This window comes from Pseudonocardia sp. P-1 (genome assembly GCF_058111925.1).
In genome coordinates, this window is record NZ_CM176614.1 from 3,721,851 (window position 1) to 3,745,714 (window position 23,864).

At 76.3% G+C, this 23,864-nt stretch carries 14 protein-coding genes and 2 pseudogenes; 13 read left to right on the plus strand and 3 right to left on the minus strand.

Annotated elements, in window-relative coordinates; genetic code table 11:
* Positions 1–5 precede the first annotated feature (5 nt).
* Both AC0GKK_RS18330 and mftE read left to right on the plus strand, forming a co-directional pair.
* Complete coding sequence (locus AC0GKK_RS18330) at positions 6–4,553, plus strand: oxidoreductase (RefSeq protein WP_489882196.1); 4,548 nt, start codon at positions 6–8, stop codon at positions 4,551–4,553.
* The gene (gene mftE, locus AC0GKK_RS18335; RefSeq protein ID WP_489882197.1) at positions 4,535–5,257 is read left to right on the plus strand and encodes a mycofactocin biosynthesis peptidyl-dipeptidase MftE; all 723 of its coding nucleotides are present in this window, start codon (positions 4,535–4,537) and stop codon (positions 5,255–5,257) included. The genes AC0GKK_RS18330 and mftE overlap by 19 nt, the downstream gene beginning before the upstream one ends.
* A gap of 7 nt (positions 5,258–5,264) precedes the next feature.
* Here the strand turns inward: mftE and AC0GKK_RS18340 are convergent, their stop codons facing one another.
* Positions 5,265–6,398: an alkaline phosphatase family protein gene (locus AC0GKK_RS18340; RefSeq protein ID WP_405414630.1), complete on the minus strand. Its 1,134-nt coding sequence runs from the start codon at positions 6,396–6,398 to the stop codon at positions 5,265–5,267.
* Positions 6,399–6,494: 96 nt separating this feature from the next.
* Here AC0GKK_RS18340 and mftF point away from each other — a divergent pair, with 96 nt between their 5' ends.
* The 7 genes and pseudogenes from mftF (at position 6,495) to AC0GKK_RS18375 (ending at position 14,423) form a co-directional block, all read left to right on the plus strand.
* The gene (gene mftF / locus AC0GKK_RS18345) at positions 6,495–7,988 is read left to right on the plus strand and encodes a mycofactocin biosynthesis glycosyltransferase MftF (RefSeq protein WP_489882198.1); all 1,494 of its coding nucleotides are present in this window, start codon (positions 6,495–6,497) and stop codon (positions 7,986–7,988) included.
* A gap of 383 nt (positions 7,989–8,371) precedes the next feature.
* Positions 8,372–8,887 (plus strand): (2Fe-2S)-binding protein, encoded by a 516-nt coding sequence (locus tag AC0GKK_RS18350; protein ID WP_482638445.1) that lies wholly within the window; start codon positions 8,372–8,374, stop codon positions 8,885–8,887.
* A 1-nt stretch (position 8,888) separates the two neighbouring features.
* Positions 8,889–11,372 carry a xanthine dehydrogenase family protein molybdopterin-binding subunit gene (locus AC0GKK_RS18355; protein WP_350591019.1) on the plus strand — a complete coding sequence of 828 codons (2,484 nt, stop codon included), beginning with the start codon at positions 8,889–8,891 and terminating at the stop codon, positions 11,370–11,372.
* Positions 11,369–12,220: an FAD binding domain-containing protein gene (locus AC0GKK_RS18360; RefSeq protein WP_350591020.1), complete on the plus strand. Its 852-nt coding sequence runs from the start codon at positions 11,369–11,371 to the stop codon at positions 12,218–12,220. The genes AC0GKK_RS18355 and AC0GKK_RS18360 overlap by 4 nt, the downstream gene beginning before the upstream one ends.
* An 89-nt stretch (positions 12,221–12,309) precedes the next feature.
* Positions 12,310–13,026 (plus strand): SRPBCC family protein, encoded by a 717-nt coding sequence (locus tag AC0GKK_RS18365; RefSeq protein WP_350591021.1) that lies wholly within the window; start codon positions 12,310–12,312, stop codon positions 13,024–13,026.
* A 139-nt stretch (positions 13,027–13,165) separates the two neighbouring features.
* Positions 13,166–14,118: pseudogene (locus AC0GKK_RS18370) on the plus strand (P1 family peptidase).
* The gene (locus AC0GKK_RS18375; RefSeq protein WP_062398168.1) at positions 14,115–14,423 is read left to right on the plus strand and encodes a hypothetical protein; all 309 of its coding nucleotides are present in this window, start codon (positions 14,115–14,117) and stop codon (positions 14,421–14,423) included. The pseudogene AC0GKK_RS18370 and the gene AC0GKK_RS18375 overlap by 4 nt, the downstream one beginning before the upstream one ends.
* Positions 14,424–14,482: 59 nt before the next feature.
* Here AC0GKK_RS18375 and AC0GKK_RS18380 read toward each other — a convergent pair whose 3' ends face one another.
* Positions 14,483–15,004 carry a PepSY domain-containing protein gene (locus AC0GKK_RS18380; RefSeq protein WP_482638444.1) on the minus strand — a complete coding sequence of 174 codons (522 nt, stop codon included), beginning with the start codon at positions 15,002–15,004 and terminating at the stop codon, positions 14,483–14,485.
* 148 nt (positions 15,005–15,152) lie between these two features.
* On the opposite strand from AC0GKK_RS18380, the gene AC0GKK_RS18385 reads away from it, so the two are divergent.
* From AC0GKK_RS18385 to AC0GKK_RS18400, 4 genes and pseudogenes are all read left to right on the plus strand, one after another.
* A complete protein-coding gene (locus AC0GKK_RS18385; RefSeq protein WP_482638443.1) occupies positions 15,153–16,613 on the plus strand; it encodes a hypothetical protein in 1,461 nt (486 codons plus the stop codon).
* A pseudogene (locus AC0GKK_RS18390) lies at positions 16,610–17,347 on the plus strand (hypothetical protein); the annotation flags it as partial. The gene AC0GKK_RS18385 and the pseudogene AC0GKK_RS18390, both read left to right, overlap by 4 nt.
* Before the next feature lie 529 nt (positions 17,348–17,876).
* Complete coding sequence (locus tag AC0GKK_RS18395) at positions 17,877–21,431, plus strand: hypothetical protein (RefSeq protein ID WP_489882199.1); 3,555 nt, start codon at positions 17,877–17,879, stop codon at positions 21,429–21,431.
* Between the two features lie 922 nt (positions 21,432–22,353).
* A complete protein-coding gene (locus AC0GKK_RS18400; protein ID WP_346103301.1) occupies positions 22,354–23,346 on the plus strand; it encodes a DUF2399 domain-containing protein in 993 nt (330 codons plus the stop codon).
* A gap of 18 nt (positions 23,347–23,364) precedes the next feature.
* Here the strand turns inward: AC0GKK_RS18400 and AC0GKK_RS18405 are convergent, their stop codons facing one another.
* Positions 23,365–23,781 (minus strand): PepSY domain-containing protein, encoded by a 417-nt coding sequence (locus tag AC0GKK_RS18405; protein ID WP_346103299.1) that lies wholly within the window; start codon positions 23,779–23,781, stop codon positions 23,365–23,367.
* Positions 23,782–23,864 lie beyond the last annotated feature (83 nt).

The following is a 23,864-nucleotide window of genomic DNA, read 5'->3' on the forward strand; positions in this document are numbered from 1 at the left end:
ACCTGTTGCTGACGGGGCCCGTCGACCTGCGTGGTCGGCGGGCCCCGTCGCGTGTGCTGTTCGGGCCGCACGAGACCAACCTCGGCGACGCCGCACGCGGGATCACGGCCGACCACGTCGCCTACTACGCGGCGCGGGCCGCCGGGGGCGCGGGGATCGTCGTGGTCGAGCCGGCGTCGGTGCACGCCTCGGACCACCCCTACGCCTACGCCCCCGCCGCGTTCCCCACCGCGTCGCCCGGTCCTGCCGCGTCGCCCGGCTCGGCCGCGGCGTCGGGGCGCGTCGAGATGCAGCTCAGCGGGAGTTGTGGATCTTTCGCGCCCGCTGAGCTGCATCTCGGCGACCGGGACGGCGCGCGGGTGCCCGCCGCGGCCGGGTGGGCGGCGGTCGTCGCGGCGTGCCGGCCGCACGGGACGCTCGTGCTGGCCGGGCTCGCGCACGCCGGTGGGCAGGGCAGCTCCGCGCACTCCGGGCACCCGCTGTGGGCGCCGTCGCCGGTCCCGGACGTCGTGTCCCGCGAGGTCCCGGTCGCGATGGGGGCCGCGGAGATCGGCGCCGTGGTCCGCGGCTTCGCTGACGCCGCCCGCGCGGCTGTGGACAGCGGTGTGGACGGTGTGGAGATCTCCGCCGGGCAGCACTCGGTGCTGCGCCAGTTCTGCTCCGGCCTGACCAACCACCGCGACGACGCGTACGGCCGCGACCGCACCCTGCTGCTGCGCGAGGTCCTCGACGCCGTGCGGGCGGCGATCGGGCCGGACCCCCTGCTGGCGCTGCGCCTGTGCGTCGACGAGCTCGCCCCCTGGGCCGGCATCACCCCCGACGACGGCCTCGCCCTCGCCCGGGCCGTCGCCGACCGGGTGGACCTGCTCGTCCCCGTCGTCGGGAGCGCGCTGTCGATCGCCGCGACCCGGCCGGACCTGCACACGCCCGAGGCGTTCCTGCGGGCCCGGTGCGGCGGGCTGCGGCGTGCCCTCGGCGGTGCGACGACGGTCGTCCTGGCCGGCAGCGTCGTCACCCCGGCCCTCGCCGAGGACGCCCTGAGCAGCGGCGACGCGGATATCGTCGAGATGACGAGAGCGCAGGTCGCGGACCCGCGGCTCGTCGCGCTGACCCGGGCCGGGACGCCGGAGCGCATCCGGCCGTGCCTGCTGACGAACGCCCTCGCCGCGGCCCGGGACCCGCGCAACCCCGTGGTCGGGGACGAGCTGGAACCGCGGTCGGGACACGAACGGACCGACCCGGACCCGGACCCGTCGCGTTCCGCGGAACGCGGTCCGGACGCCGCGGCGGGCCCCGGACACCGCGATGCGGAACGCGGGGTGGGAGCGCGACGGCCGGTGCTCGTCGTCGGCGGCGGGCCCGCGGGGCTCGAGGCGGCCCGGACACTGGCGCTGCGCGGGCACCCGGTGACGCTGCACGAGCGCACCGACCGGCTCGGCGGCCTGCTCCCCGCGGCCGCGGTACTGCCCGGGCGGGACCGGCTCGCGCTGCCGGTGCCCTGGTGGGCCGCGGAGCTCGACCGGCTCGGCGTCCGGGTCGTGCTGGGATCCGAGGTGGACACCGCCGCGCTCGGCGCCGCCCGGGCACGGAGGGAGACGGTGGTGCTCGCGACCGGGTCCCGGCCGTCGCCGCCGGTGGTCGACGCGGACGTCCCGGTGCTCACCGCGGCGGAACTCTGCGCGGGGGTGGCGCGGTCAGCCCGTGTCGTCGTCCCGGCCGCTGCCGGGCGCGGTGTCGGTGCGGCTGAGGGCGTCGGCGATCCCGGCGCGGACCGCGCGACGCACCACGTGGTGGAGGACGTAGAAGAACGCGAACGCCATGACCAGCCAGAACAGGACGACGACAACCTCCATGGCGGGCACCGTAACGCAGTCGTCGCGGTGCTCGCCGCCGCGCGCGTTCCGCGGAACGCGCCGGTGCTCGTCGCCGACCCCCTCGGGGACTGGACCGGGCCGGGGGTCGCGGAGCTGCTCGCCGGCGCCGGGTACCGGGTGGTGCTGTCCACTCCGGACGCCGTCGCCGGACACCAGCTCGGCCGCTGCGGAGACATGGCCGCGGCGAACGCGCGGCTGGAACGGGCCGGTGTCCGGCGGGCGTTGTTCACCCGGCCGGGAGCGGTGCGCGGCGGTGTCGCGGAGCTGGTGGACGTCCACACCGCTGCGGTGACGACGGTGCCGTGCGCGGCCGTCGTCGACTGTGGACCGCGGCTGCCGCAGGACGCGCTGCCTGCGCTCCCCGGCTGCGCGGTCGCGGGTGACCGGGTGGCGCCGCGGACGCTCGCCGAAGCGGTGCGGGAGGGGCGGCGGGCCGGCGTCGCGCTGGCCGACGCCGACAGCACGGCCGGTGCCGCGGCCGACGACGCGACCGCCGCGCTGCCGGCCGCCGCCCTGCCGGAGCCCGTGTCCCCGGATGCCGCGCTCCCGTCGCGCGTGTCCCCCGGGACCCGCAGAGGTGTGGCGCCGCATCCGGGGCCCGTCGCGGTCGCGACGCGGGAGGTGGCGGACCGGGCGCATCCGCGGCCCCGGCTCGGCGACCCCCTGCGCCTCGGCCGCGCCACGTTGCGCAACCGGATCGTCTTCACCGCCCACCTCACCGGTTTCGCCGAGGGCGGTATGCCGACCGACCGGCACACCGCCTACTACGCGGCCCGCGCCGCGGGCGGCGCCGCACTGGTGATCACCGAGGAGCACGCGGTCCACCCCGGCGACCGGCCCTACGAGCGGCTGATCCGTGGCCACGACCCGGCCGTGCTGCCCGGCTACCGCGCCCTCACCGACGGGGTGCACGCCCACGGCGCCCTCGTCCTCGCCCAGCTCAACCACAACGGCGCGCAGGGGTCGGGGATGTACTCGCGCACGGCCGTCGTCGGGCCCTCACCGGTGCCCGACCCGATGTTCCGCGAGGTCCCCGCCGAGCTCGACGCGGCCGGGATCGGCGCGGTCGTCGACGCCTTCGCCGACGTCGCCGCGCGCTGCGTCGAGGGCGGGTTCGACGGCGTCGAGCTGCAGTGCTCGCACGCCTCGCTGCTGCGGCTGTTCCTGTCCCCGGCCACCAACCGTCGCACCGACGCCTGGGGGAGCGACCGGGCGAAGCTGGTGCTCGACGTCGTCGCCGCCGTCCGCACGGCCATCGGCCCGGACCCGGTTCTGGGCCTGCGGATCGGCGTCGACGAGCGCATCGAGGGCGGCATCACCCCCGCCGACGGCGCCGACCTCGCCCGCCGTCTCGCCGCGACCGGGCAGGTGGACCACCTCAACACCTCGATCGGCGTCGCCACCTCGACGCTGCACCTGATCGAGCCGTCCATGCACACCCCGCCGGGCTACGCCGGGCACCTCGCCGCGACCCTGCGCCGCGCCGTCCGTGCCGCCGGGGCGGACCTCCCGGTGATCGGGGTCGGCCGGTTCACCACGCCCGCCCAGGCCGCCGCGGCGCTGGACCGTGGGGAGTGCGACCTCGTCGGCGTCGCCCGCGGGCAGATCGCCGACCCCGGCTTCGCGAACAAGGCCCTCACCGGACGCCCGGTACGCCGGTGCGTCGGGTGCAACCAGGACTGCATCGGCCGGGTCGGGCTGAACCTGCCGCTGGGTTGCGCGGTCGACCCGGCCGCCGGGCGCGAACGGCTCGTCCCGCCCGCCCGGGCCGCCGATCCCGGCGCGGGGCGAGTGCTCGTCGTCGGGGCCGGGCCGGGCGGGCTCGCCGCGGCCGCCGCGCTCGCCGGGCGCGGGCACCGGGTGCTGCTCGCCGAACGGGCCGGCACCCCCGGTGGACGGCTCGCCCTCGCGGCGACCGCGCCCGGGCGGGCCGAGCTCGGCCACGTCGTCGCCGACCTGCTGCGCGAGGCGCACGCGGCCGGGGTCGAGATCCGGTACGGCACGACCGTCGACCGCGGGTTCGTCGAGGAGCTGGAGCCCGCGGCGGTCGTCGTCGCCACCGGGTCGGTGCCCGCCGTCCCGTCGTGGGACCCGGCGCGGCTGACCGTCCCCGTCGACGACGTGCTGGCCGGGGTGCGCCTGCCCGCGGGCCCGGTGCTCGTCGTCGACGAGCTCGGGTTCCACCAGGCCACCTCGGTCGCCGAGCTGCTCGCCGCCCGCGGGCACGCCGTCGAGGTCGTCACCCCGGCGCTGGTCGTCGGGCAGGACCTCGGGCTCACCCTGGACCGCGAGGGGTTCCGCCGCCGCGCGCACGCCGCCGGGATCCGCTGCAGCACCGACCTCGCCGTGCTGGGGGTGCTGCGCAGGGGTGAGCAGAGCAGCGAGCAGAGCGGCGCCGAGCCCGACTGCACCGTGGAGCTGCTGCACCACCCGACCGGCCGCACCGAGCGGCGCGACGTCGGCGCCGTCGTCGCTGCGACGGCCACCGTCCCCGCCACCCGCCTGTGGGCCGCGCTGGCCGGCGGGCCGTGGCCGGTGCACCGGATCGGCGACGCGCTGACCCCGCGCCGGTTCGACGCCGCGATCCGTGAGGGCCGCCTCGTCGACCTCGCGCCGACCGCGCCGCGCCGGACCGGGGCCCGAGCGGGCAGGCTGGGACCGTGCTCCTCGCGGATCTGACCTGGCCCGACCTCGACCCGGCCGCGGCGTACACGCTGCTCGTGCCGGTCGGCTCCACCGAGCAGCACGGCCCGCACCTGCCGCTGGGCACCGACACCGCCGTGGCGTCGGCGGTCGCGTCGGCGCTGCACGACGCCGACCCGGGGCTCGTCCTCGCCCCCGCCCTGCCCTACGGCGCCGCCGGTGAGCACGAGGGCTTCCCCGGCACCGTGTCGATCGGGGAGGACGCGCTGCGCACCGTCCTCGTCGAGTACGGCCGCTCGGCGTGCCGGTGGGCGTCGCGGCTGGTGCTGCTCAACGGGCACGGCGGCAACGTCGCCGCGCTCCGCTCGGCGGTGACCCTGCTGCGCCACGAGGGCCGCGACGCCGGCTGGCTGTCCTGCGTCGCCGACGTCCCCGGGGTGCCGCTGGACGCCCACGCCGGGCGCTACGAGACCTCGCTGCTCGCCCACCTGCATCCCGGCCTGGTCCGCGCCGACCGCGCCGAGGTGGGCGACACCCGGCCGCTGCGCGAGGTCATCGGGGAGCTGCGGGCCGGGGGGATCGCCGCGGTCAGCCCGAACGGCGTGCTCGGTGACCCGGCCGGCGCGTCGGCCGGGGAGGGGCTGCGGCTGCTCGCGGCGATCACGGCGACGGCGTCCGCGGCGGTCACCGCGTGGGACCCCGACCCCGGCACCGGACGCCTCCGCCCGCCGCCGGCGTAGCGCGGGGTCACGCCGCGGGGTGCACCAGCAGGGGCACGAGCTGCTCGGCCGTGGTGAACGAGCCGTGCTGGCCGGGCAGCGTGGACAGGAACGGCTCCGCCTCGCTCCGGACCACCGCCGCCGTCCCGTGCAGCGCGGCGACGACGTCGCCGACCCGGTCGAGCACCCGGTCGGTGACCGGCCCGAACCAGCCCCGGGCCACCGCCTCCTCCCGGCTGACGACGGCGGCGTCGTCGCCGAGCACCGCCTGCCAGGCGGCCAGCGCGTCGGACGCCGCCCCGGGCTCGGTGTAGACGTGCCGGGCACGCGGGTCCCCGCCGAGCAGCGCCACGCCGTCGGACAGCGCCGGGGTGGTGTCGGCGTCGACGGTCCGGTCGACGGTGACCATGCCGTGGTCGCCGGTGACCGCCAGCAGGGTCCCCGCGGGCAGTGCCTCCAGCAGCATCGCGAGCAGCGCGTCGACCTGGCGCAGCTGCCAGCGCCACGCCGGGCTCCCGGGGCCGTACAGGTGACCGACCTTGTCCAGGTCGGCGTGGTAGCCGTAGACCAGCCGCGGGCCGGGGCCCTCCACCCCGGCGAGGATCTCCACGGCCAGGTCGCCCAGCGCGGCGACCCCGCGGTACTCGCCGCCGCGCAGCCCCGACCGGGTCAGCCCGGACGTCCGGAACTCCAGCGGCGACACCGACCGGACCGCGACGCCCGCCGCCGCGGCCCGCTCCAGCACGGTCGGCTCCGGCTGCACCCGCTCCGGGACGAGCCGCTCCCGCAGATCCCGGCGGCCCGAGGACCAGCCCAGCGCGTCGAGCAGCTCGCCGTCGACGCGGAACCGCAGCCCGAGCGTGCCGTGCGCGCCCGGCGGCAGCCCGGTGCCGAGCGAGGTCAGGCTGATCGGGGTGGTCGAGGGGAACCCGACGGTGAGCGGTCCGGCGTCGGCGAGCCCGGCCAGCACCGGCGCGTCGGCGGCGTGGGCGTGCAGCAGCTCGTGGCCCAGCCCGTCGACGAGCAGCAGCACCGCCGCTCCTGCCCGCGGGAGCCCGAACGCGGCCGGCCGGTCGTCGAGCGGGGCGCCGATCGCGTGCAGCAGCGCGGGGAGGACGTCGGCCAGCGTCGCCGAGCCGTAGCGGGGGAGGACCTCGGGCATGCCCCGGAGTCTGCCCGGCGGGACCCGTGCGGACCACGCCGATCGGGCAGGTGCGGGTGTCGACCCGCGACGGCCGGGGATGGAAGGCTCCCGCAGGTGACCGCCGCCCGGACCGACCCCGACCGTCCCTCCGCCACGACCCCCTCGGGCCCGGCGGACCGGCGGCTCCCGGACGGCTTCCGGGTGGTGCTCGACCGTCGCACCCGGCGGCTCGACGGCGGCGCGGCGCTGCTCGGCGGCGCTCCGCCCCGGCTGGTGCACCTGTCCGCGCGGGCCCGCGCGCTGCTGCCCGCCCCCGGGCGGCCGCTGGTCGTCACCGGTCCCACCGAGCGGTCCCTGGCCCGCACCCTGCTCGACGCCGGGCTCGCCCACCCCGTCCCCGACGCCCCGGCCGGGATCACCGCGGCCGAGGTCACCGTCGTCGTGCCGGTGAAGGACCGGCCGCTGGACCGGCTCCTCGCCGCGCTGGCCGGGACCGGGGTGGCCGGCCCGGTCGTCGTCGACGACGGGTCCACCGACCCGGCACCGCTGCGCCGCGCCGTCGAACGGGCCGGGGGGACGGTGCTGCGGCACGACACCCCGCGCGGCCCGGCGGCCGCCCGCAACGCCGGCCTCGCCGCCGCGACCACCCCGTTCGTGGTGTTCCTCGACTCCGACGTCGTCCCCGAACCCGGCTGGCTCCCCCCGCTGCTCGCCCACCTCGCCGACCCCGCGGTCGGTCTCGTCGCACCGCGGATCGTGGCGCCGGACCCGGAACGGGGCGGCGGGCTGCGCGGGGCGGTCGGGCGCTACGAGGCGGTGCGGTCGTCGCTGGACCTGGGCCCCGACCCGGCACTGATCGTGCCGCGGTCCCGTGTCGCCTACGTGCCGAGCGCGGCGATGCTCGTCCGGGTGTCGGCGGTCGGGCCCGTCGCGTTCGACCCGCGGATGCACGTCGCCGAGGACGTCGACCTCGTCCTGCGCCTGCACGCGGCCGGCTGGGCGATGCGCTTCGAACCCGTCGCGCGGGTCGCTCACGACCACCGCACCCACCCGGGGGAGTGGCTGCGGCGCAAGGCGTTCTACGGCACCGGGGCGGCGCCGTTGGCGCGCAGGCACCCCGGGGCGGTGCCGCCGGTGGTCCTCTCCCCCTGGACGGCGGCGGTCTGTCTGCTCCTGCTCGCCCAGCGGCGGGGGGCGACGGCGCTCGCCGCCGTCGTCACCGGGGTCGCGACCGAACGGCTGTCCCGGAAGCTGCCTCGGCTCGACCACCCGCGGCGCGGGGCGGCCCTGCTCACCGCGCTCGGCCTGTCCGGGGCGCTGTGGCAGACGGCGTCGGCGCTGACCCGGCACTTCTGGCCGGTCGCCGCGCTCGCCTGCCTGGTGTCGCGCCGGGCCCGCCGCGCGGTCGTCTCGGCGGCGCTGGCGGAGGGGCTGACCGACTGGTGGCGCCACCGCGACCGTGACCCGCGGGTCCGGACCGGGCCGCTGCTGCACCTGCTCGCGCACCGGCTCGACGACCTCGCCTACGGTGCCGGTCTGTGGTGGGGGGCCGTCGAGCACCGGACCTCCGCCCCGCTGCGGCCGACCGGTCCTGGCGCACGACCCTGACGCAGGTTAGGCTTCCCTGACCTCCGGCGTTGCACCACTCCATCAGGACTGGTCTGAACGGGTGATTCGTGTTGCGTCACGGATCCGATTCTGAGGGCGCCTCTCGCCCACCTTCTCCGCGCCTGCGGTTGCGCACGACAGGCTGTCGCCGTGACGTCGGCACCACGCCAGTCGACCTCCGGTCGCCCCGGTTCCGGCTCCTTGCACCCCAGGAAGATCGGGAGTGTGATGTGGGCGCTGCCACACGAGACGTGCGGCAACTTTTCCGGGCGCGCCGGCGTGGTCGCGAGACAAGCGACGGCGATCGGCGTTCCTCGGACGAAGTCCCCGGTCAGACCCCGCGCTTCGGAGCGTGCGTGGTCGCGTACGAGGAGTGAGAGTTCATGACAGAGGTCCGGGTCACCGTCGACGGCGTGAACTACGCCGACGACGTCGAGCCCCGCATGTTGCTCGCGCAGTATCTGAGGGAGACGCTGGGCAAGACGGGGACGCTGATCGGCTGCGACACCAGCAACTGTGGTGCCTGCACGGTTCATCTCAACGGGCAGAGCGTGAAGTCCTGCTCGGTGCTCGCGGTCCAGGCGGACGGCGCCGAGGTCACCACCATCGAGGGTCTCGCCCGCGACGGTCAGCTGCACCCGGTGCAGGAGGCCTTCCGCGAGTGCCACGGCCTGCAGTGCGGGTACTGCACGCCGGGAATGATCATGGCTTCGGTGGACCTGCTCGGGGACAACCCCGACCCGTCCGAGCAGGAGGTCCGTGAGGGCATCGAGGGCAACCTCTGCCGCTGCACGGGCTACCAGAACATCGTGCGCGCCGTGCAGACCGCGGCGAAGAACATGAAGCCGGGAGCCGCTCAGCCCTCCGGCCAGGCCGCCCCGGTTGCGGGAGGTAACTGACGTGACGACGACCGCCGAACCCACCACGACCGGCGAGATCGGCAAGGCCCGGGTCCGCAAGGAGGACCAGCGCCTCATCACCGGCCGGTCCCGCTACACCGACTCCATCACCCCTCCGGGAACCGTCCACATCGCCGTCGTCCGGTCGACGATCGCGCGGGCGACCATCACCTCGATCGACAAGTCCGAGGCCGAGAAGGCCCCGGGTGTGTTCGGCGTCTACACCGCGGCCGACCTCGGTGCGGAGGAGGTCGGCATGCCCTGCGCGTGGCCGATCACCCCGGATCAGAAGGCCCCGCAGCGCCCGGTGCTCGCCGTCGGCCGCGTCAACTTCTCCGGTGAGGGCGTCGCCGTCGTCGTCGCCCGGTCGGCCGCCGCCGCGCGCGACGCCGCCGAGCTCGTCGAGGTCGACTACGAGCCGCTCGACCCGGTCCTCGACATGGAGGCCGCCGCGCAGGACGGCGCCGAGCTGGTCCACCCGGACCTCGGCACCAACGTCTCCGCGACCTGGGTGTTCGACTCCGCCGCCGCCGGCACCGGTGCCGACGTGGCCGAGGCCATCAAGGCCGCCGAGGCCGACAGCGACTCCGTCGTCGTCCGCCGCCGCTTCCGCCAGCAGCGCCTGATCCCCGCGTTCATGGAGCCCCGCTCCTGCGTGGTGGACCCGACCGGTGAGCAGCTGACCATCTGGGCCGCGACCCAGGTGCCGCACATCCTGCGCACCATGACCACGGTGACCCTCGGGGTGCCGGAGTCCAAGCTGCGTGTCATCGCCCCCGACGTGGGCGGCGGCTTCGGCGGCAAGATCGGCGTCCTGCCCGAGGAGATGCTCTGCGTGCTGCTCGCGCAGAAGCTGGGCAAGCCGGTCAAGTGGACCGAGACCCGCAGCGAGTGCATGCTCACCGCGCACCACGCCCGGGACCAGATCCAGGACCTCGTGATGACCGCCAAGAAGGACGGCACCATCACCGGGTTCGACGTCCACCTCTACGCCGACATGGGCGCCTACCTGGGCCTCGTCGGGCCGGGTGTGCCGATTCTCGGCGCGTTCATGTTCAACGCGATCTACAAGATCCCCGCGCTGAAGTTCACCTGCTCCAACGTCTTCACCAACAAGACGCTGACCGACGCCTACCGCGGCGCCGGCCGTCCCGAGGCGACGTTCGCCATCGAGCGGATGATGGACGAGCTCGCCGTCGAGCTCGGCCGCGACCCGATGGAGCTGCGCGAGCAGAACTGGATCAAGCACGAGGAGTTCCCCTTCACGACCGTCGTGGGCCTGACCTACGACACCGGCAACTACGAGCAGGCCACGCAGCGCGCGATGGACCTGTTCGACTACGCCGGTCTGCGCCGTGAGCAGGAGGAGCGCCGCCGCTCCGGCGACCCGGTCCAGCTGGGCATCGGCATCTCGACCTTCACCGAGATGTGCGGCCTCGCGCCGTCCCGCGTGCTCGGCTCGCTGGACTACGGCGCAGGCGGCTGGGAGGCCGCCAGCATCCGGATGCTGGCCACCGGCAAGGTCGAGGTCACCACCGGTGCCTCCGCCCACGGCCAGGGCCACGAGACGGCGTTCTCGCAGATCGTCGCGGACAAGCTGGGCGTCGCGTTCGAGGACGTCGAGATCCTGCACGGCGACACCCAGGTGGCGCCGAAGGGCCTCGACACCTACGGCTCGCGCTCGCTGGTCGTCGGCGGTGTCGCCATCGTCAACGCCGCGGACAAGGTGATCGAGAAGGCGACGAAGATCGCCGCGCACCTGCTCGAGGCGTCCGAGGACGACATCGAGTTCGCGAACGGGCAGTTCACCGTCCGCGGCACCGACAAGGGCAAGGCCATCCAGGAGATCGCGTTCGCCGCGTTCATGGCGCACGACTACCCGGAGGGCATGGAGCCGTCGCTGGACTCCGACGCCGTCTTCGACCCGGAGAACTTCTCCTACCCGCACGGCACGCACCTCGCCGCGATGGAGGTCGACACCGACACCGGCCGGGTCACGCTGCGCAAGTACGTCTGCGTCGACGACATCGGCAACGTCATCAACCCGCTGATCGTCGAGGGCCAGGTGCACGGCGGTCTCGCCCAGGGCATCGCGCAGGCCCTGTTCGAGGAGGCGAACTACGACGACCAGGGCACCCTGGTCAACGCCACGTTCGTCGACTACACGATCCCGTCCGCGGCGGACCTGCCGAGCTTCACCACCGAGACCGTCTCTACCCCGGCGACGTCCAACCCGCTCGGTGTGAAGGGCGTCGGCGAGGCGGGCACCATCGCCTCGACCCCGGCCATCCTCAACGGTGTGCTCGACGCGGTCCGTCACCTCGGCGTCGACGAGATCGACATGCCGACCACCTCGCAGCGCGTGTGGCGTGCCCTGCAGGTCGCCAAGGGCAAGAGCCCGCAGGAGACCCCGAGCGACACCCACGCGCCCGGCGCCGGCCTCGGTTCCATCGACCCGAACAACCCCAAGGGAGAGGTCCAGTGATCCCGGCGAAGTTCGACTACGTCCGGCCCTCCTCGGTCGAGGAGGCCGTGTCGGCCCTGCAGTCGGCCGGTGAGGACGCGAAGATCCTGGCGGGCGGGCAGAGCCTGCTGCCGGTGCTGCGCCTGCGGATGGCCGCGCCGAGCACCGTCATCGACCTCGGGGGCATCCCCGAGCTCAAGCGGATCGGCGAGGACGACCAGTACGTCATGGTCGGCGCGATGGCCACCCACCACGAGGTCATGCGCAACGACCTGGTGAACACCCACGTGGAGCTCATCGCGCGGGCCACCGAGACCGTCGCGGACCCGCAGGTCCGGCACCGCGGCACCCTGGGCGGCGCGCTCGCGCACGCCGACCCGGCCGGTGACCTGGGCGCGGCCGCCCTGGCGATGGACGCCGAGTTCGTCATCCTGGGTGCCGGTGGCACCCGCCTGGTGACCGCGGCGGACTTCTTCCAGGACTACTTCACGACCGCGATCGGCGAGGGCGAGATCCTCACCATGGTCCGGTTCCCGAAGCGGACCGGCTGGAAGAGCCACTACGAGAAGTTCAACCGGGTCGCCCAGGCGTGGTCGATGGTGGCCGTCGCCGTGGCGCTGAAGGTGGACGGCGGGACCATCACCGAGGCCCGCGTCGGCCTGACCAACATGGGCAACGTGCCGATCCGGGCGACCGGCGTCGAGGCGGCCCTGGTGGGCAAGGCGGCCGGTCCGGACGTCGCGAAGGCGGCCGCCGAGCACGCGCTCGAGGGCACGTCCGCTCCGAGTGACGCGGACGCCGCCGCCGACTACCGTGAGCACCTGGCGAAGGTTCTCACCGGTCGTGCGGTGCTGGCCGCGGCCGGCTGACGTACCCGAGGAACACACCGACGCCGGCGCCGGCCCCGGAACCCCCGGGACCGGCGCCGGCGTTCGTTCGAGGAGGCTGGGCAGAGAAGATGCAACTGGAGAACAAGTTCACGATCGCGGCGCCGATCGAGGACGCGTGGAAGGCCCTCAACGACCCGGAGCTCATCGCCCCGTGTTTCCCCGGGGCCACCCTGACCGAGTACGAGGGCGACTCGTTCCAGGGCACCGTCAAGGTCAAGCTCGGCCCGATCTCGCTCACGTACAAGGGCAAGGGCACCTACATCGAGCGTGACGACGCGAACCACAAGGTCGTCATCGACGCGTCCGGCCGCGACGCCCGCGGCAACGGCACCGCGAAGGCCATCGTCACCGGCACCATGGTCGCCGACGGCCCGGACAAGACCTCGGTCACGATGGTCACCGACATGACCGTCACCGGTCGTCCGGCGCAGTTCGGCCGCGGCGTCATCTCCGACGTCGCCGACAAGATCATCGGGCAGTTCTCGAGCTGCGTCGCGGACAAGCTGACCGGCCCCGGTGCGGCGACCTCCAACGGCGCGGGCCCGAAGCACGCGGCCGACCAGACCAGCCCGATCCCGGCCGTCCCGCCGGGCCCGGGTGAGCAGGCCGCGCCCGCCCCGGTGAAGCGGACCTACCAGCCGCAGAGCAGCCCGGTCGAGGCCATCGACCTGCTCGACTCGGCGGGTGCCCCGGTGCTCAAGCGCCTCGGGCCGGTGCTGGGCGGCGTGGGCGCGCTCGTGCTGCTGGTCGTGCTGATCCGGCGTCTGCGCGGCGCGAAGGGCTGAGTCCCCCGCACGTCCCTCCGGGCCGGTACCGCGTTCCGCGGTGCCGGCCCGTGGCGTTGCGGGGCAGGATGGAGCGGTGCGAGCGGGCGAGCGGAACGGGCTGACCGACGTCGAGGGCCTGCGGGTCGGGCACGCGGCGGTGAACGGGCCGGGTGCCCGCAGCGGGACGACGGTCGTGCTGACCCCGCCGGGCGGCGCGGTCGCCGGCGTGGACGTGCGCGGCGCCGCGCCCGGCACCCGGGAGACCGACCTGCTCGACCCGGTCGCGACGGTCCAGCGCGTGCACGCCGTCACCCTGTCCGGGGCAGCGCCTTCGGTCTCGACGCCGCGTCCGGCGTGATGGCCCGGCTGGAGCGCGACGGCGAGGGGTTCCCGGTGCCGGGCGCCGTCGTGCCGATCGTGCCGGCCGCCGTGGTGTTCGACCTCGGTCGCGGCGGTGACCCCCGGGTCCGCCCGACCGCGGCGACCGGCACGGCCGCCTACGACGACGCACACGCCGGCCCGGTCGTCCAGGGTTCGGTCGGGGCGGGCACCGGCGCGGTGTCCGGCGGGCTGCGCGGCGGGATCGGGTCGGCGTCCGCGGTGCTCACCGAGGGCTCTGCCGCCGGGACGACGATCGCGGCCCTGGTCGTCCTCAACTCCGCCGGTGCGGCCGCGGACCCGGCCACCGGTGAGGTGTACGGCGCCCGGCACGGTCTGCCGGGCGAGTTCGCCGCCGGGGTGGCCCCGGCCCTCGCCCCGCCGGAGCGGCTCGCCGAGCTGTACGCGGGGCACGTGAACCCGCTGGGGACGGCGACGACGCTGGTGGTCGTCGGCACCGACGCGGCCCTGGACAAGGTCGGCTGCACCCGGCTGGCGACGATGGCGCACGACGGCCTGGCCCGGTCGATCTCGCCGGTGCACACGATCCGCGACGGCGACTGCGCGTTCGCGCTGGCCACGGGCACCCGGGCCGCACCGGACGTCGCCGGGGTGTTCGCGCTGCAGGCGGCCGCGGCGGAGGTGACGGCGCGGGCGGTGGCGCACGCGCTGCTCGCGGCGGAACCGGCGCCGGACCGGCCGTCGTACTCGTCGCTCCTGGTGGGCCCGTGAGCGCGCCCAACCCGTGGCTGGGGCGACCGCGCGCCCCGCGCCCGCCGTCGGCGCCGGACCCGGACGCGGTGCGTCTGGTGGGGCTGCCCCGGCGGCGGGCCGCGGCCCGGGCGGTGAACGACGTGGTGCGGGGCGTGGACGTGCGCGCGTTCGACGACGGGTGGACCGTGTCGTTCCTCAGCGGCTACTACACGCTCTGCCACACCCTCGACCAGCTGCTCGACGCCGTGGCCCCGCCCGGGGAGCGGGAGCTGCTGCGGGCGACGGTGCTGGCCGCGGCCGACGGGACCGCGGGCCGGGGCTGACCGCCCGATCGGCGGGCCCCGTGACCCGGGTCCCGCCGGCCCCCGGTCCCGGCGCCGGTTCAGTCGTCGTCGCGGTCGTGCCGGTCGTCGTGCCGGTCGTCGCCGTCGTGCCGGTCGACGTCGTGGTCGAGGACCTGGCCGGTGGCGGCGTCGATGTCGAGATCGTGCTCGGTGGTGCCGTTCACGACCTCGACCTCCCAGTGGTCCCGGCCGTGGCTGCGGTCGTCGTCGCGGTCGTCGTCGTGTCGGTCGTCGTCGCTGTCGGCCCGGTCGAACTCGACCTCGGTGACCCGCCCGCCGCCCGCGGCGGCGAGGGCGGCGCGCTCGGCGGCGGCGCGGTCGACCGCCGGCGGGGCGGGGGTGGGGGCTGCGGGCGCGGTGGCGGCCGCGGGTGCCGTGGGCACGGCGGTGCGGGGCAGCTCCGGGGGCAGCAGGTCGGCGGTGCGTGCGATCGCGGCGCCGGTCGGGACGACGGTGAGCTCGTCCGGGGCGCCGCCCGCGCCGAGCGCGAGGGCGGTGCCCCCGCCGACGAGCAGGAGACCGGTGGCGGCGACGGCGGCGACGGTGAGCGGGGTACGCACGGTGATCTTCCTCCGAGAGGTTCCGGCTGGTCCGGGTCGGTGCGACCCGGATGCTGGTGGGAACTGTGCCGCCGCCCTCCCCAAGGTCGCGCTGCGTGAGCCCTAAGGCGGCGTTAGGGCCCGGAGCGGCCGAACTACAGTCGTCGGGGTGTCGACCATCAGCCCGGACGAGGGAGTGGCGCGCCGGCTGAAGGCCCTGGCCTGCACGGCGCCGCTGCACGACCTCGACGCCCGCAAGGGGCGGCTCGACTGGGACGCGACCGGCTACCAGATGGCCGAGATCGGCCTGCAGGCGATCGACCAGGTCACCCTGGCCATGGACTTCGACCACGGTGCCGACCACGCGGAGGTCGTCCGGCGGCTGCTGCCGTTCGTGGGCGCGCAGGTGCCGGGGGCGCCGCGGTCGGAGTACGTCCGCGTCGCGCAGTGGGTGATCGACAACCTGATCAACGTGGGGTCGATCGACCGCGGGTTCGCCGTGGAGTACGGCACGACCGACGACGAGGGGCGCTACGTGCGTCGCCGGTTCGACTTCAAGCTGCTCGTCGAGGTGGCCGCCCCGGACGGCGGGATCTACCTGCGCGCCTCGGACGAGGCGATCAACGTGCTGGTCGGGGCGCTGGACACCGACGTCGAGTCGGCCCAGGAGGCCGCCGAGACGAAGCTGGAGACGCTGATCGTCCGCGGTCGTCTCGGCGACGCCCGGCTGGCGGCCGAGCAGGCCCGCTACCGGACCGTGCAGTACGCCGAGTCGTTGCGGCGCAAGCTGGAGGCGACCCGGCGCGACGTCCGCTCGGTGGACTGGCTCGACGCCGTCCCGCAGCTGCTCGACGAGGCACTGACCCATATCGAATCCCGCTACCGCGCCGAGACGATGATCAAGGCGAACATCGCCGACGCCCGTGACGAGGCCACCGAGCCCGGGCGCCGCAGGCAGGCCGCGGAGCTGGTGACCGTCGTCGACGACTGCATCCAGCGACACACCCAGCTGCAGGCACGGTTGCAGGAGGCGGGCGCGTCGTTCCGCGCCGAGCAGGACCGCCAGCAGTTCTCCGGGAAGCCGAAGCGGGCCGCCGTCGACGTGTTCGGGCAGCTGCTGCGGCCGTCGCTGGCGCTGACCGTCGAGGCGGCGCACGACCCGGTGACCGGCTACTTCGGTGCCGGGGCCGGGGTGCGGAACCCGTCGGTGCCGAGCCTGGGCGGGCTGGTCGAGACGTTGCTGACACCGCCGAGCGACCGTGACCCGTTCGGCGCCGAGGTTCCCGAGCCGGAGCTGGCGCCGCAGCCGCGCGAGCGGTTCGGGGTGGACACGTGGGCGGCCGCCGACGCGGTGCTGCCCGCCGACGTCGAGCACCCGGTGCGGCTGTCCGCGGCGCTCGCGGCGGCCCGCGCGGCCGGGGCGGACCTGCCGCAGCTGGTCGCGTTGCGGGCGATGCACGCCGTCGGGACGGCGGTGGCCACGGCACGGACCCAGGGCGACCCGTCGGTGCTGGTCGCCGTCGACGACGGGACGGTCCTCGACGACCCCGAGTTCGGCGGCGCGGACCTGCTGCTGGCGCGGGCCGGGGTGCAGGGCGGACAGACGAACCGACGGACGGCGCAGACATGAGTGACACCGAGACCGCGGCCCGCCTGGTCGGCTACGGCATGCGCCCCAAGGCGCTGCCCGGCCGCGACCCCGACTACGCCGACCTGGTCCGGCGCTACCGCGAGGACGACGAGTTCCGCACGACCGTGCAGCGCGTCGCGTCCGGTCTGGGCCTGGTGGTGCTGGCCGTCGACACCGGCCCGGGCATCGTGCTCGCCGCGACCGAGGGCTCGGTGTTCGAGATCCGGATGGACGAGTACGCCCGCCGCACCGCCCTGGCCAACCGGGGCGCCGACAAGGTCCTGCACGGGATCGCGCACCTCGCCGTCGCCGCGCTGGCCTTCCCCCGCCCCGACGACCTCGGCGACGACTCCTACGTCGGCCGGGTCTCGGTGGAGCTCGTCGACGGCGCCGTCCGCGAGGCCTGCCGGGTGCTGAACGAGCGTGCCGCGGGTCCCGCCGACCCCGAGTCCGACGCCCCGCAGCTCGAGGAGGTCTGGCGGGTCTGGCAGCGTCGCCCGGAGGCCACCGCGACCAAGGACGGCCGCGTCGGGGAGTCCACCACCCGCGGAATCGTCGGCAAGGCGCTGCGGTTCCTCGCCGACCAGGGCTTCCTCGTCCCGGTCGGCGCGGAGGGCGCCTACCGGACGACGCCGCGCTACCAGGTGCAGGTGCGCGAGCTCGCGGCCCAGCGGGCCTTCGACGAGCTGCTGGCCCTGAACGTCCTGCCCGCCGCGACCGCCGCCGGGACCCTGGTGACCGAGCACGACGGCGTGTTCGACGCGCCCGGGTCCGGTGCTCAGAGCGCGGCCGGGACGGGAAGCGCGCCCGACCTCGACGATCCGCCGGGGTCGGGGGAGACGGCCGGGCCGTCGTCGGCACTCGATCCGGCACCCGCGGCGAGGCAGCCTGTGGGGGAGACCTCCTCGGACATCGTTCATCCGGTGAACGGGGCGAACGGTGCCGGGACCGACGGCTCGGTCGGCTCGGTCGGCTCAGTCGGCTCGGACACCGTGTCCGTGGAACTCGCTTACCCGGTAAGCGAGTTCGTGCAGAGCGGTGTCGGGGGTGACGGCGTGGCCGGTGACCCGATGGGCGTTGTCGATCCCGTCGGCGGGGCTGTGTCGGGGGAACCCGCTGACCCGGTAAGCGAGTTCGCACAGGACGGTGCCGGGGGTGGCGACACGGCCGGGGACCGACACCCTGCCGATACGGGGACGGAGCGTGCGGATCCGGCCGGCCCGTCGGACACCCCGCCGACCGACCACCCCACGGAGGACCGCGATGTATGAGCTGACCCGCGTCCGCCTGTTCTCCGTCGGTCCGACCGCCGCCCGCTACCAGGACGTCGCGCTCGACCTGCGGGGCGTCGGGGCCCCGGTGAAGGTCGCCGTGCAGGAGGACCTGTTCGCCCCGGACGCGCTCGACCGCACGACGCCGCGTCGGCCGTCGCCGGCCTCGGTGCTGTTCCTGGAGAACGGCGGCGGCAAGTCCGTCCTGCTCAAGCTGATCTTCTCGGTCCTGCTGCCCGGGCGGCGCCAGGTGGTCGGGACCACCAGCACCACGGTGCTGGAGAACTTCGTGCTGGCCGAGGACGTGGCGCACGTCGTCTGCGAGTGGATGCACGTCGGCACCGGACGGCTGCTGGTCACCGGGAAGGTGTCGGAGTGGCGCGGGCACGTCGCCTCCAGCGACCCGGAGAAGCTGGCCGACGCCTGGTTCTCCTTCCGGCCGGTCCCCGGGATGGGCCTCGACGACCTGCCGTTCACCCACGACGGGCGCCGGGTCACCCTGGCCGCCTTCCGGGAGCGCCTGCAGACCGCGCACCGCGAGCACCCCGACGCCGAGCTCGCCTGGGAGACCGGGCACCGGGACTGGACCCGCCACCTCGTCGAGGTCGGCCTGGACCCGGAGCTGTTCCGCTACCAGCGCGCGATGAACGCCGGCGAGGGCGAGGCCGCCGAGGCGTTCTCGTTCTCCTCCGACGAGGCGTTCGTCGACTTCCTGCTGCGCGCGGTGCTCGACCCGGCGGAGCCGCAGAACGTCGCCGAGCTCGTCGCCGGCTACGCCGACCGGCTCGCCCAGCGCGAGGAGCTGGAGACCGAGCGGGAGTTCGTCGACGGCACGCTGTCCCGGCTCGAGCCGATGGTCGACGCCGAGGCCACCGCGACCGCCGCCCGCGACACCGAGACGGCCGCGCGCACCGAGCTGGCGGCGACCGCGTCGCGGATCGCGGCCCGCCGGATCGCCGAGGAGGCCCGCTCGGTGACCGCCGCCGAGGAGGCCACCGGCGCGGTCGAGGCCGAGCAGTCCGCGGCCCGGGCGGCGGAGCGGCTGCAGGACACCGTCGGTGAGCTGCGCAGACTCACCGCGGGGCTCGCCGTCGAGGCCGCCGAGCGGACCGCGGCCGAGGCGACCCGCGAGCGCGACGCCGCGTCGGCCGTCTCGATGGCCCGCGACGCCGTCGAACCGGTCCTGGCGCACCGCGTCGCCGCCGCCGAGGCCGCGCGGCTGCGCGCCCGCGTCGAGGAGGAGGAGCAGAAGGCCCGGCCCGCGCTCGCCGCCCGGCAGGACGCCGCCCGCGCGCTCGCGGTCGCGCTGGCCCGGGTCGCCGCGGAGGCCGACGCCGCCGCCGACGCGGCGGAGGAACACCGCGCCGACGCCGAGGAGCGCGCGGCGGCCGCCCGTCGCGAGCAGGTCACCCGCACCGCCGACGCCGCCCGCGCCGAGAGCGCCGCCGCCACCGCCCGCGAGGCCCTCGACGACCTCGACACCCGGGTCGCCGCCGCCGTCTCCGCCGGGCACCTGAAGGCGGGCTCGACCGCCGCCGACGTCGAGGACTCCGCGGCCGCCGCCCGGACCGAGGCGGAGCGGTGCGCCACCGCGCTCGCCGACGCCGACAGCGCGGCCGCCACGATCCGCGAGGAGCGACGGGCCGCCGAGGCCCGCCGCACCGCCGCCCAGGACGCGGCGGCCGCCGCCCGCGCCGACGCCGCCACCGCCGAGGCCGCGCGCTCCGCCGCGGAGGCCGACGCCGTCGCGCTCGCCGGGGAGGTCCGGCCCGCGGAGCTGCTCGGACTCGACGAGATCCGCCCGGACACCGACGCGGGCCTCGTCGTCGACACCCTGACCACCGCGATCCGCGGCGCCGAGCGGGAGCGGACGACCCTGCACGGCGACCAGCGCCGCGACGAACGCGCGCTCGCCGCGCTCGGCGACGGCGGCCTGCTGCCCGACCCCACGGAGATCGAGGACGTCCTCGCGGCGCTGGAGGCCGCCGGGATCACCGCCTGGTCCGGCCGTCGCTACCTGGCGAAGCTGCCCGCCCCCGACCGGGAGACCGTGCTGACGCGGCTGCCGCACCTGGCGGGCGGGGTGCTGCTCAACGACGCGCGCGACGCCGAGCGGGCCCGCGCCGAGCTGGACGCGGCGCGGCTGCTGCCGGCCTGCCTGGTCGCGGTCGGCACCACCGCCGCGCTGCGCGCCGACGCCGACGCGGCGCCCGGGATCGACTTCGTCGTGCCGCCCAACCCGGCCCTGCACGACGAGGAGGCCGCCGAGCAGGTCCGGGTCCGGCTCGTCGCCGAGACCACCGAGCGCGCCGCCCGGCTCGCCGAGCTGGAGACCGTCCTCGACGACGACCGCAGGCTGCGGGACCGGTTCGCCGCGCTGCGCGACCGACGTCCCACCCTCGCCGACCTCACCGAGGCCGCCGAGGCCGCGGAGACCACGCGGGCCGCCGCCGTCGCCGAGCACGAGGCGACCCGCGCGGAGGTCGAGGACCTCGACGAGCGCGCCGACCGGCTCACCGTCGACCGGCCCGGCCTGGAGCGCACCGCCGGGGACACCCGTCGCCGGGCGGACGCGCTCGCCGCGCTGCGCACCGAGCTCGCCCGCCGGGCGACGCACGAGGAGCGGATGCGCACCGGGGAGGCCGACGCCGCGCGGGCCCGCGAGGAGGCCGACGCCGCCGGGACCACCGCCGACCGCGCCGGTCGCGAGGCCGCCGACGCCCAGCAGACGCGCGACCGGCAGCGCGGCATCGGCACGACCCTGCGCGACGAGGCCGCGGCGCTCCCGGTCTCCGCCGACGAGGTCGGCGGGCGGGACGGGGAGCCGGAGGGGACCCCCGGGACGTCGCTGGCCGAGCTGCGCGAGGAGTTCCAGCGGGCCCGCGACGCCTACGCCTCGGCCTCCGTCGACACCGACCTGCACGGTGCGCTGGAGCGGGCCGAGGCCGACGCGCGGGAGCGGCGGGTCGCCGTCGACGGGCTGCCGCGCACCGTCGTCGAGGCCGCGACGGCGTTCCTGCACACCCCCGACGGCGCCGACGCCGCCAGCCGCCGCGCCGCCGCCGAGCAGGCCCGAACCGCCTACGACGAGGCCGAGAGCCGCCGCGCCGACGCCGCGACCGAGCTGGCCGTCGCCCGCCGAGAACTGGAGCGGTTCACCGGCGGCGAGCGGCCGATCGACCCCTACGACCCGCCCGCGACGCCGAGCACGGCCGCGAGCTGGTCGCCCGCGCCACGGCCGACCTGGACGCGGCGGGCAAGGACCTGGAACGCCGTCGTCGGGCCCGGACCGACGCCGAGGACGCCCACCGCACCGCCACCGACCTCGCCCGCGGGTTCGGGCTGGTCGTGTCCTCGCTGGACGAGCCGCCCGAGCCGTCCGGGGTGCCGTTCGACGGTGACGTCGAGGCCGCCCAGGCCGCGCTCAAGCGCCACCAGAACGCGGTCCGCGACGCGGCGGGGGAGCGGACGCGGGCCGAGAAGAAGGTCCGCGAGGGGGTCGACGCCGTCGCCCGCTTCGCGCAGGACCCGCGGTTCGCGACCCTGAGCTCCCCGGTGCACCGCCACATCGGCGGCGTCGACCGGTCGGAGATGCCCGGCCTCGCCGCCGAGTGGATCGCCGCGCTGCGCCCGCGGCTGCGCTCCCTCGACGACGACCTCGGCAACATCGAGCGGCACCGCTCCGGGATCGTCACCCGGCTGTCCGGGATGGTCGGCGAGGCGCTGCGCACGGTGCGTCTCGCGCAGCGGCTGTCCCAGCTGCCCGAGGGCCTCGGCGACTGGTCGGGCCAGCAGTTCCTGCGGATCCGGTTCGAGGAGCTGCCCGACGCGGCGCTGCGCCACGAGCTCGGCGCCGTCGTCGACCGCACCGCCACCGTCATGGCGGGCGGGAAGGCGAAGGACCGGCGCGACGGCATGTCCATGCTGCTGCGCGGGGTCCGGGCGGCGATGCCGAAGGGCGTCCGGGTCGAGATGCTCAAGCCCGACGCCGTGCTGCGCACCGAGCGGCTGCGCGTCTCCGCGATCAAGGACGTGTTCTCCGGCGGGCAGCAGCTGACCGCGGCGATCGTCCTGTACTGCACGATGGCGGCGCTGCGGGCGCACCAGCGCGGGCAGGGCAGGCGGGCGCACGCGGGCGTGCTGTTCCTCGACAACCCGATCGGGCGGGCGTCGGCGGGGTACCTGCTGGAGCTGCAGTTCGGCGTCGCGCAGGCCCTCGGGGTGCAGCTGGTCTACACGACCGGGCTGTTCGACGCGGGCGCGCTGTCGTCGTTCCCGCTGCTCGTGCGGCTGCGCAACGACGCCGACCTGCGCGCCGGACGCAAGTACCTGTCCGTCGACGAGCGGGTCACCCGGTCGGTGCCCGACGCCGACGCCCCCGGCGGCCGGATCACCGCCGCCCGCGTCTACCGGCGCCCCGAGGCCGCGGTGGCCGCCGGCACCGGCCACGACGGCGCGGGGTCGGCCGGATGACCCCGCCCGGGCCGGTCGCGGAGCGGCTCGCGGAGCTGCTGGCGGCCTCCGGGCGGACCCGGATCCCGCGCTCGGCGGTGCGCGCGGCGTTCCTGCAGGCGGACCCCACGATGGTCGGCAGCGTCGACGCCCGGCGGAACCTCGCCGGGGTACTGGCCGAGCTGGCCGCCGCGGGCGTGCTGGAGCCGACCGGCCGGACCGACGACGGGGTGCCGCCGCTGCCGAACTCGGTACGGCTGGTCCGGCCGCGTACCGACGCCGCACCGGCCGTGGACCGGGGCCCGTGGCATCCCGCGCTGGCGGGGGCCGCGGATCTGCGGCGGCCGTCGCGGGTGCTGCTGCAGGTCAACGACTGGCTGTTCGCCCACGCGTCCCGGGCGGTGGAGGTCCCGCTGCGCGAGCGCGCGCTGGAGATCACCGGCGACGAGAAGGCCTTCGACGGCCCGCTGCCCGGCGGGCTGACGCCGGAGGTCCTGCGGGCCCGCCGGGTCGTCCCGCCGCTGCACCGCGAGCGCCTGCCCGGCGGCGGGCCGGTGCTGCTCGTCGTCGAGAACGCCGACACCCTGGACTCGCTGCGCCGTGCCCTGGCGCCCGAGCCAGGCCCGGTCGGTGGCCTCGCCTGGGGCGTGGGGAACGCGTTCACCGCATCGGTGCTCGCCCTGCGCGACGACCCGCCCGCGGCGGTCCGTTACTTCGGCGACCTCGACGCCGCCGGGCTGCGGATCCCGCGGGCCGCCTCCGACCTCGCCGAGGCGCACGGCCTGCCGCCGGTGCGGCCCGCGACCGGGCTGTACCGGGCGCTGCTGCGGCACGGGCGCCCGGCCTCGGCGCGGACGGTGGACCACAGCGACGTCGAGTGGCTCGACGCCGGACTGCGTGGCCCCGTCCGCGACCTCTTCGCGGCCGGGGCGCGCCTGGCGCAGGAGGCCGTCGGGGTCACGGTCCTGGCCGGCGACCCGGACTGGCGCGACGGGCTCGCCCCGGCCTGAGGGCTCACCCGGTCCGGATCAGCTGTCGTCGCGGTCGTCGTCGGTGCGGTCGTCCCGGTCGACGTCGTGGTCGAGGACCTCGCCGGTCGCGGCGTCGACGTCGACGTCGTGCTCGGCGTCGGCGGTGCGGACCTCCACCTCCCAGTGGTCGCGGCCGTCGGAGCGGGAGTCGTCGTCGCGGTCGTCGTCGCGGCCGTCGTCGGCGCGGTCGAACTCGACCGTCACGACCTGCCCGCCCTCGGCCCGCTCGACGGCGATCCGCTCGGCCGCGGCACGGTCCACGGCGGCACCGGCGCCCGGTGCGGGGGCGGTGTCGGCGGCGCTCTGCGCGGCGGGGGTCACGGCGACCTCGGCCGGCGAGGCGCACGCGGCGCCGCCGCCGACGAGCAGGAGGCCGGTGGCGGCGAGGGCGGCGATGGAGAGCGTCGAGGGCATCGGGATGTCCTTCCGGGAGGGGTCGTGCTGACACCGGTGACGATGCCGCGCAGTTGATCAACGGCGCGTTGCGCGACTCCTAA

Bases quoted from the DNA above. Each gene is read 5' to 3' on its own strand.
- AC0GKK_RS18340 (WP_405414630.1), bottom strand. From the start codon at position 6,398: ATGCCCGAGGTCCTCCCCCGCTACGGCTCGGCGACGCTGGCCGACGTC.
- AC0GKK_RS18365 (WP_350591021.1), top strand. From the start codon at position 12,310: ATGCAACTGGAGAACAAGTTCACGATCGCGGCGCCGATCGAGGACGCG.
- AC0GKK_RS18400 (WP_346103301.1), top strand. From the start codon at position 22,354: ATGACCCCGCCCGGGCCGGTCGCGGAGCGGCTCGCGGAGCTGCTGGCG.
- AC0GKK_RS18350 (WP_482638445.1), top strand. From the start codon at position 8,372: ATGACAGAGGTCCGGGTCACCGTCGACGGCGTGAACTACGCCGACGAC.
- AC0GKK_RS18395 (WP_489882199.1), top strand. From the start codon at position 17,877: ATGTATGAGCTGACCCGCGTCCGCCTGTTCTCCGTCGGTCCGACCGCC.
- AC0GKK_RS18405 (WP_346103299.1), bottom strand. From the start codon at position 23,781: ATGCCCTCGACGCTCTCCATCGCCGCCCTCGCCGCCACCGGCCTCCTG.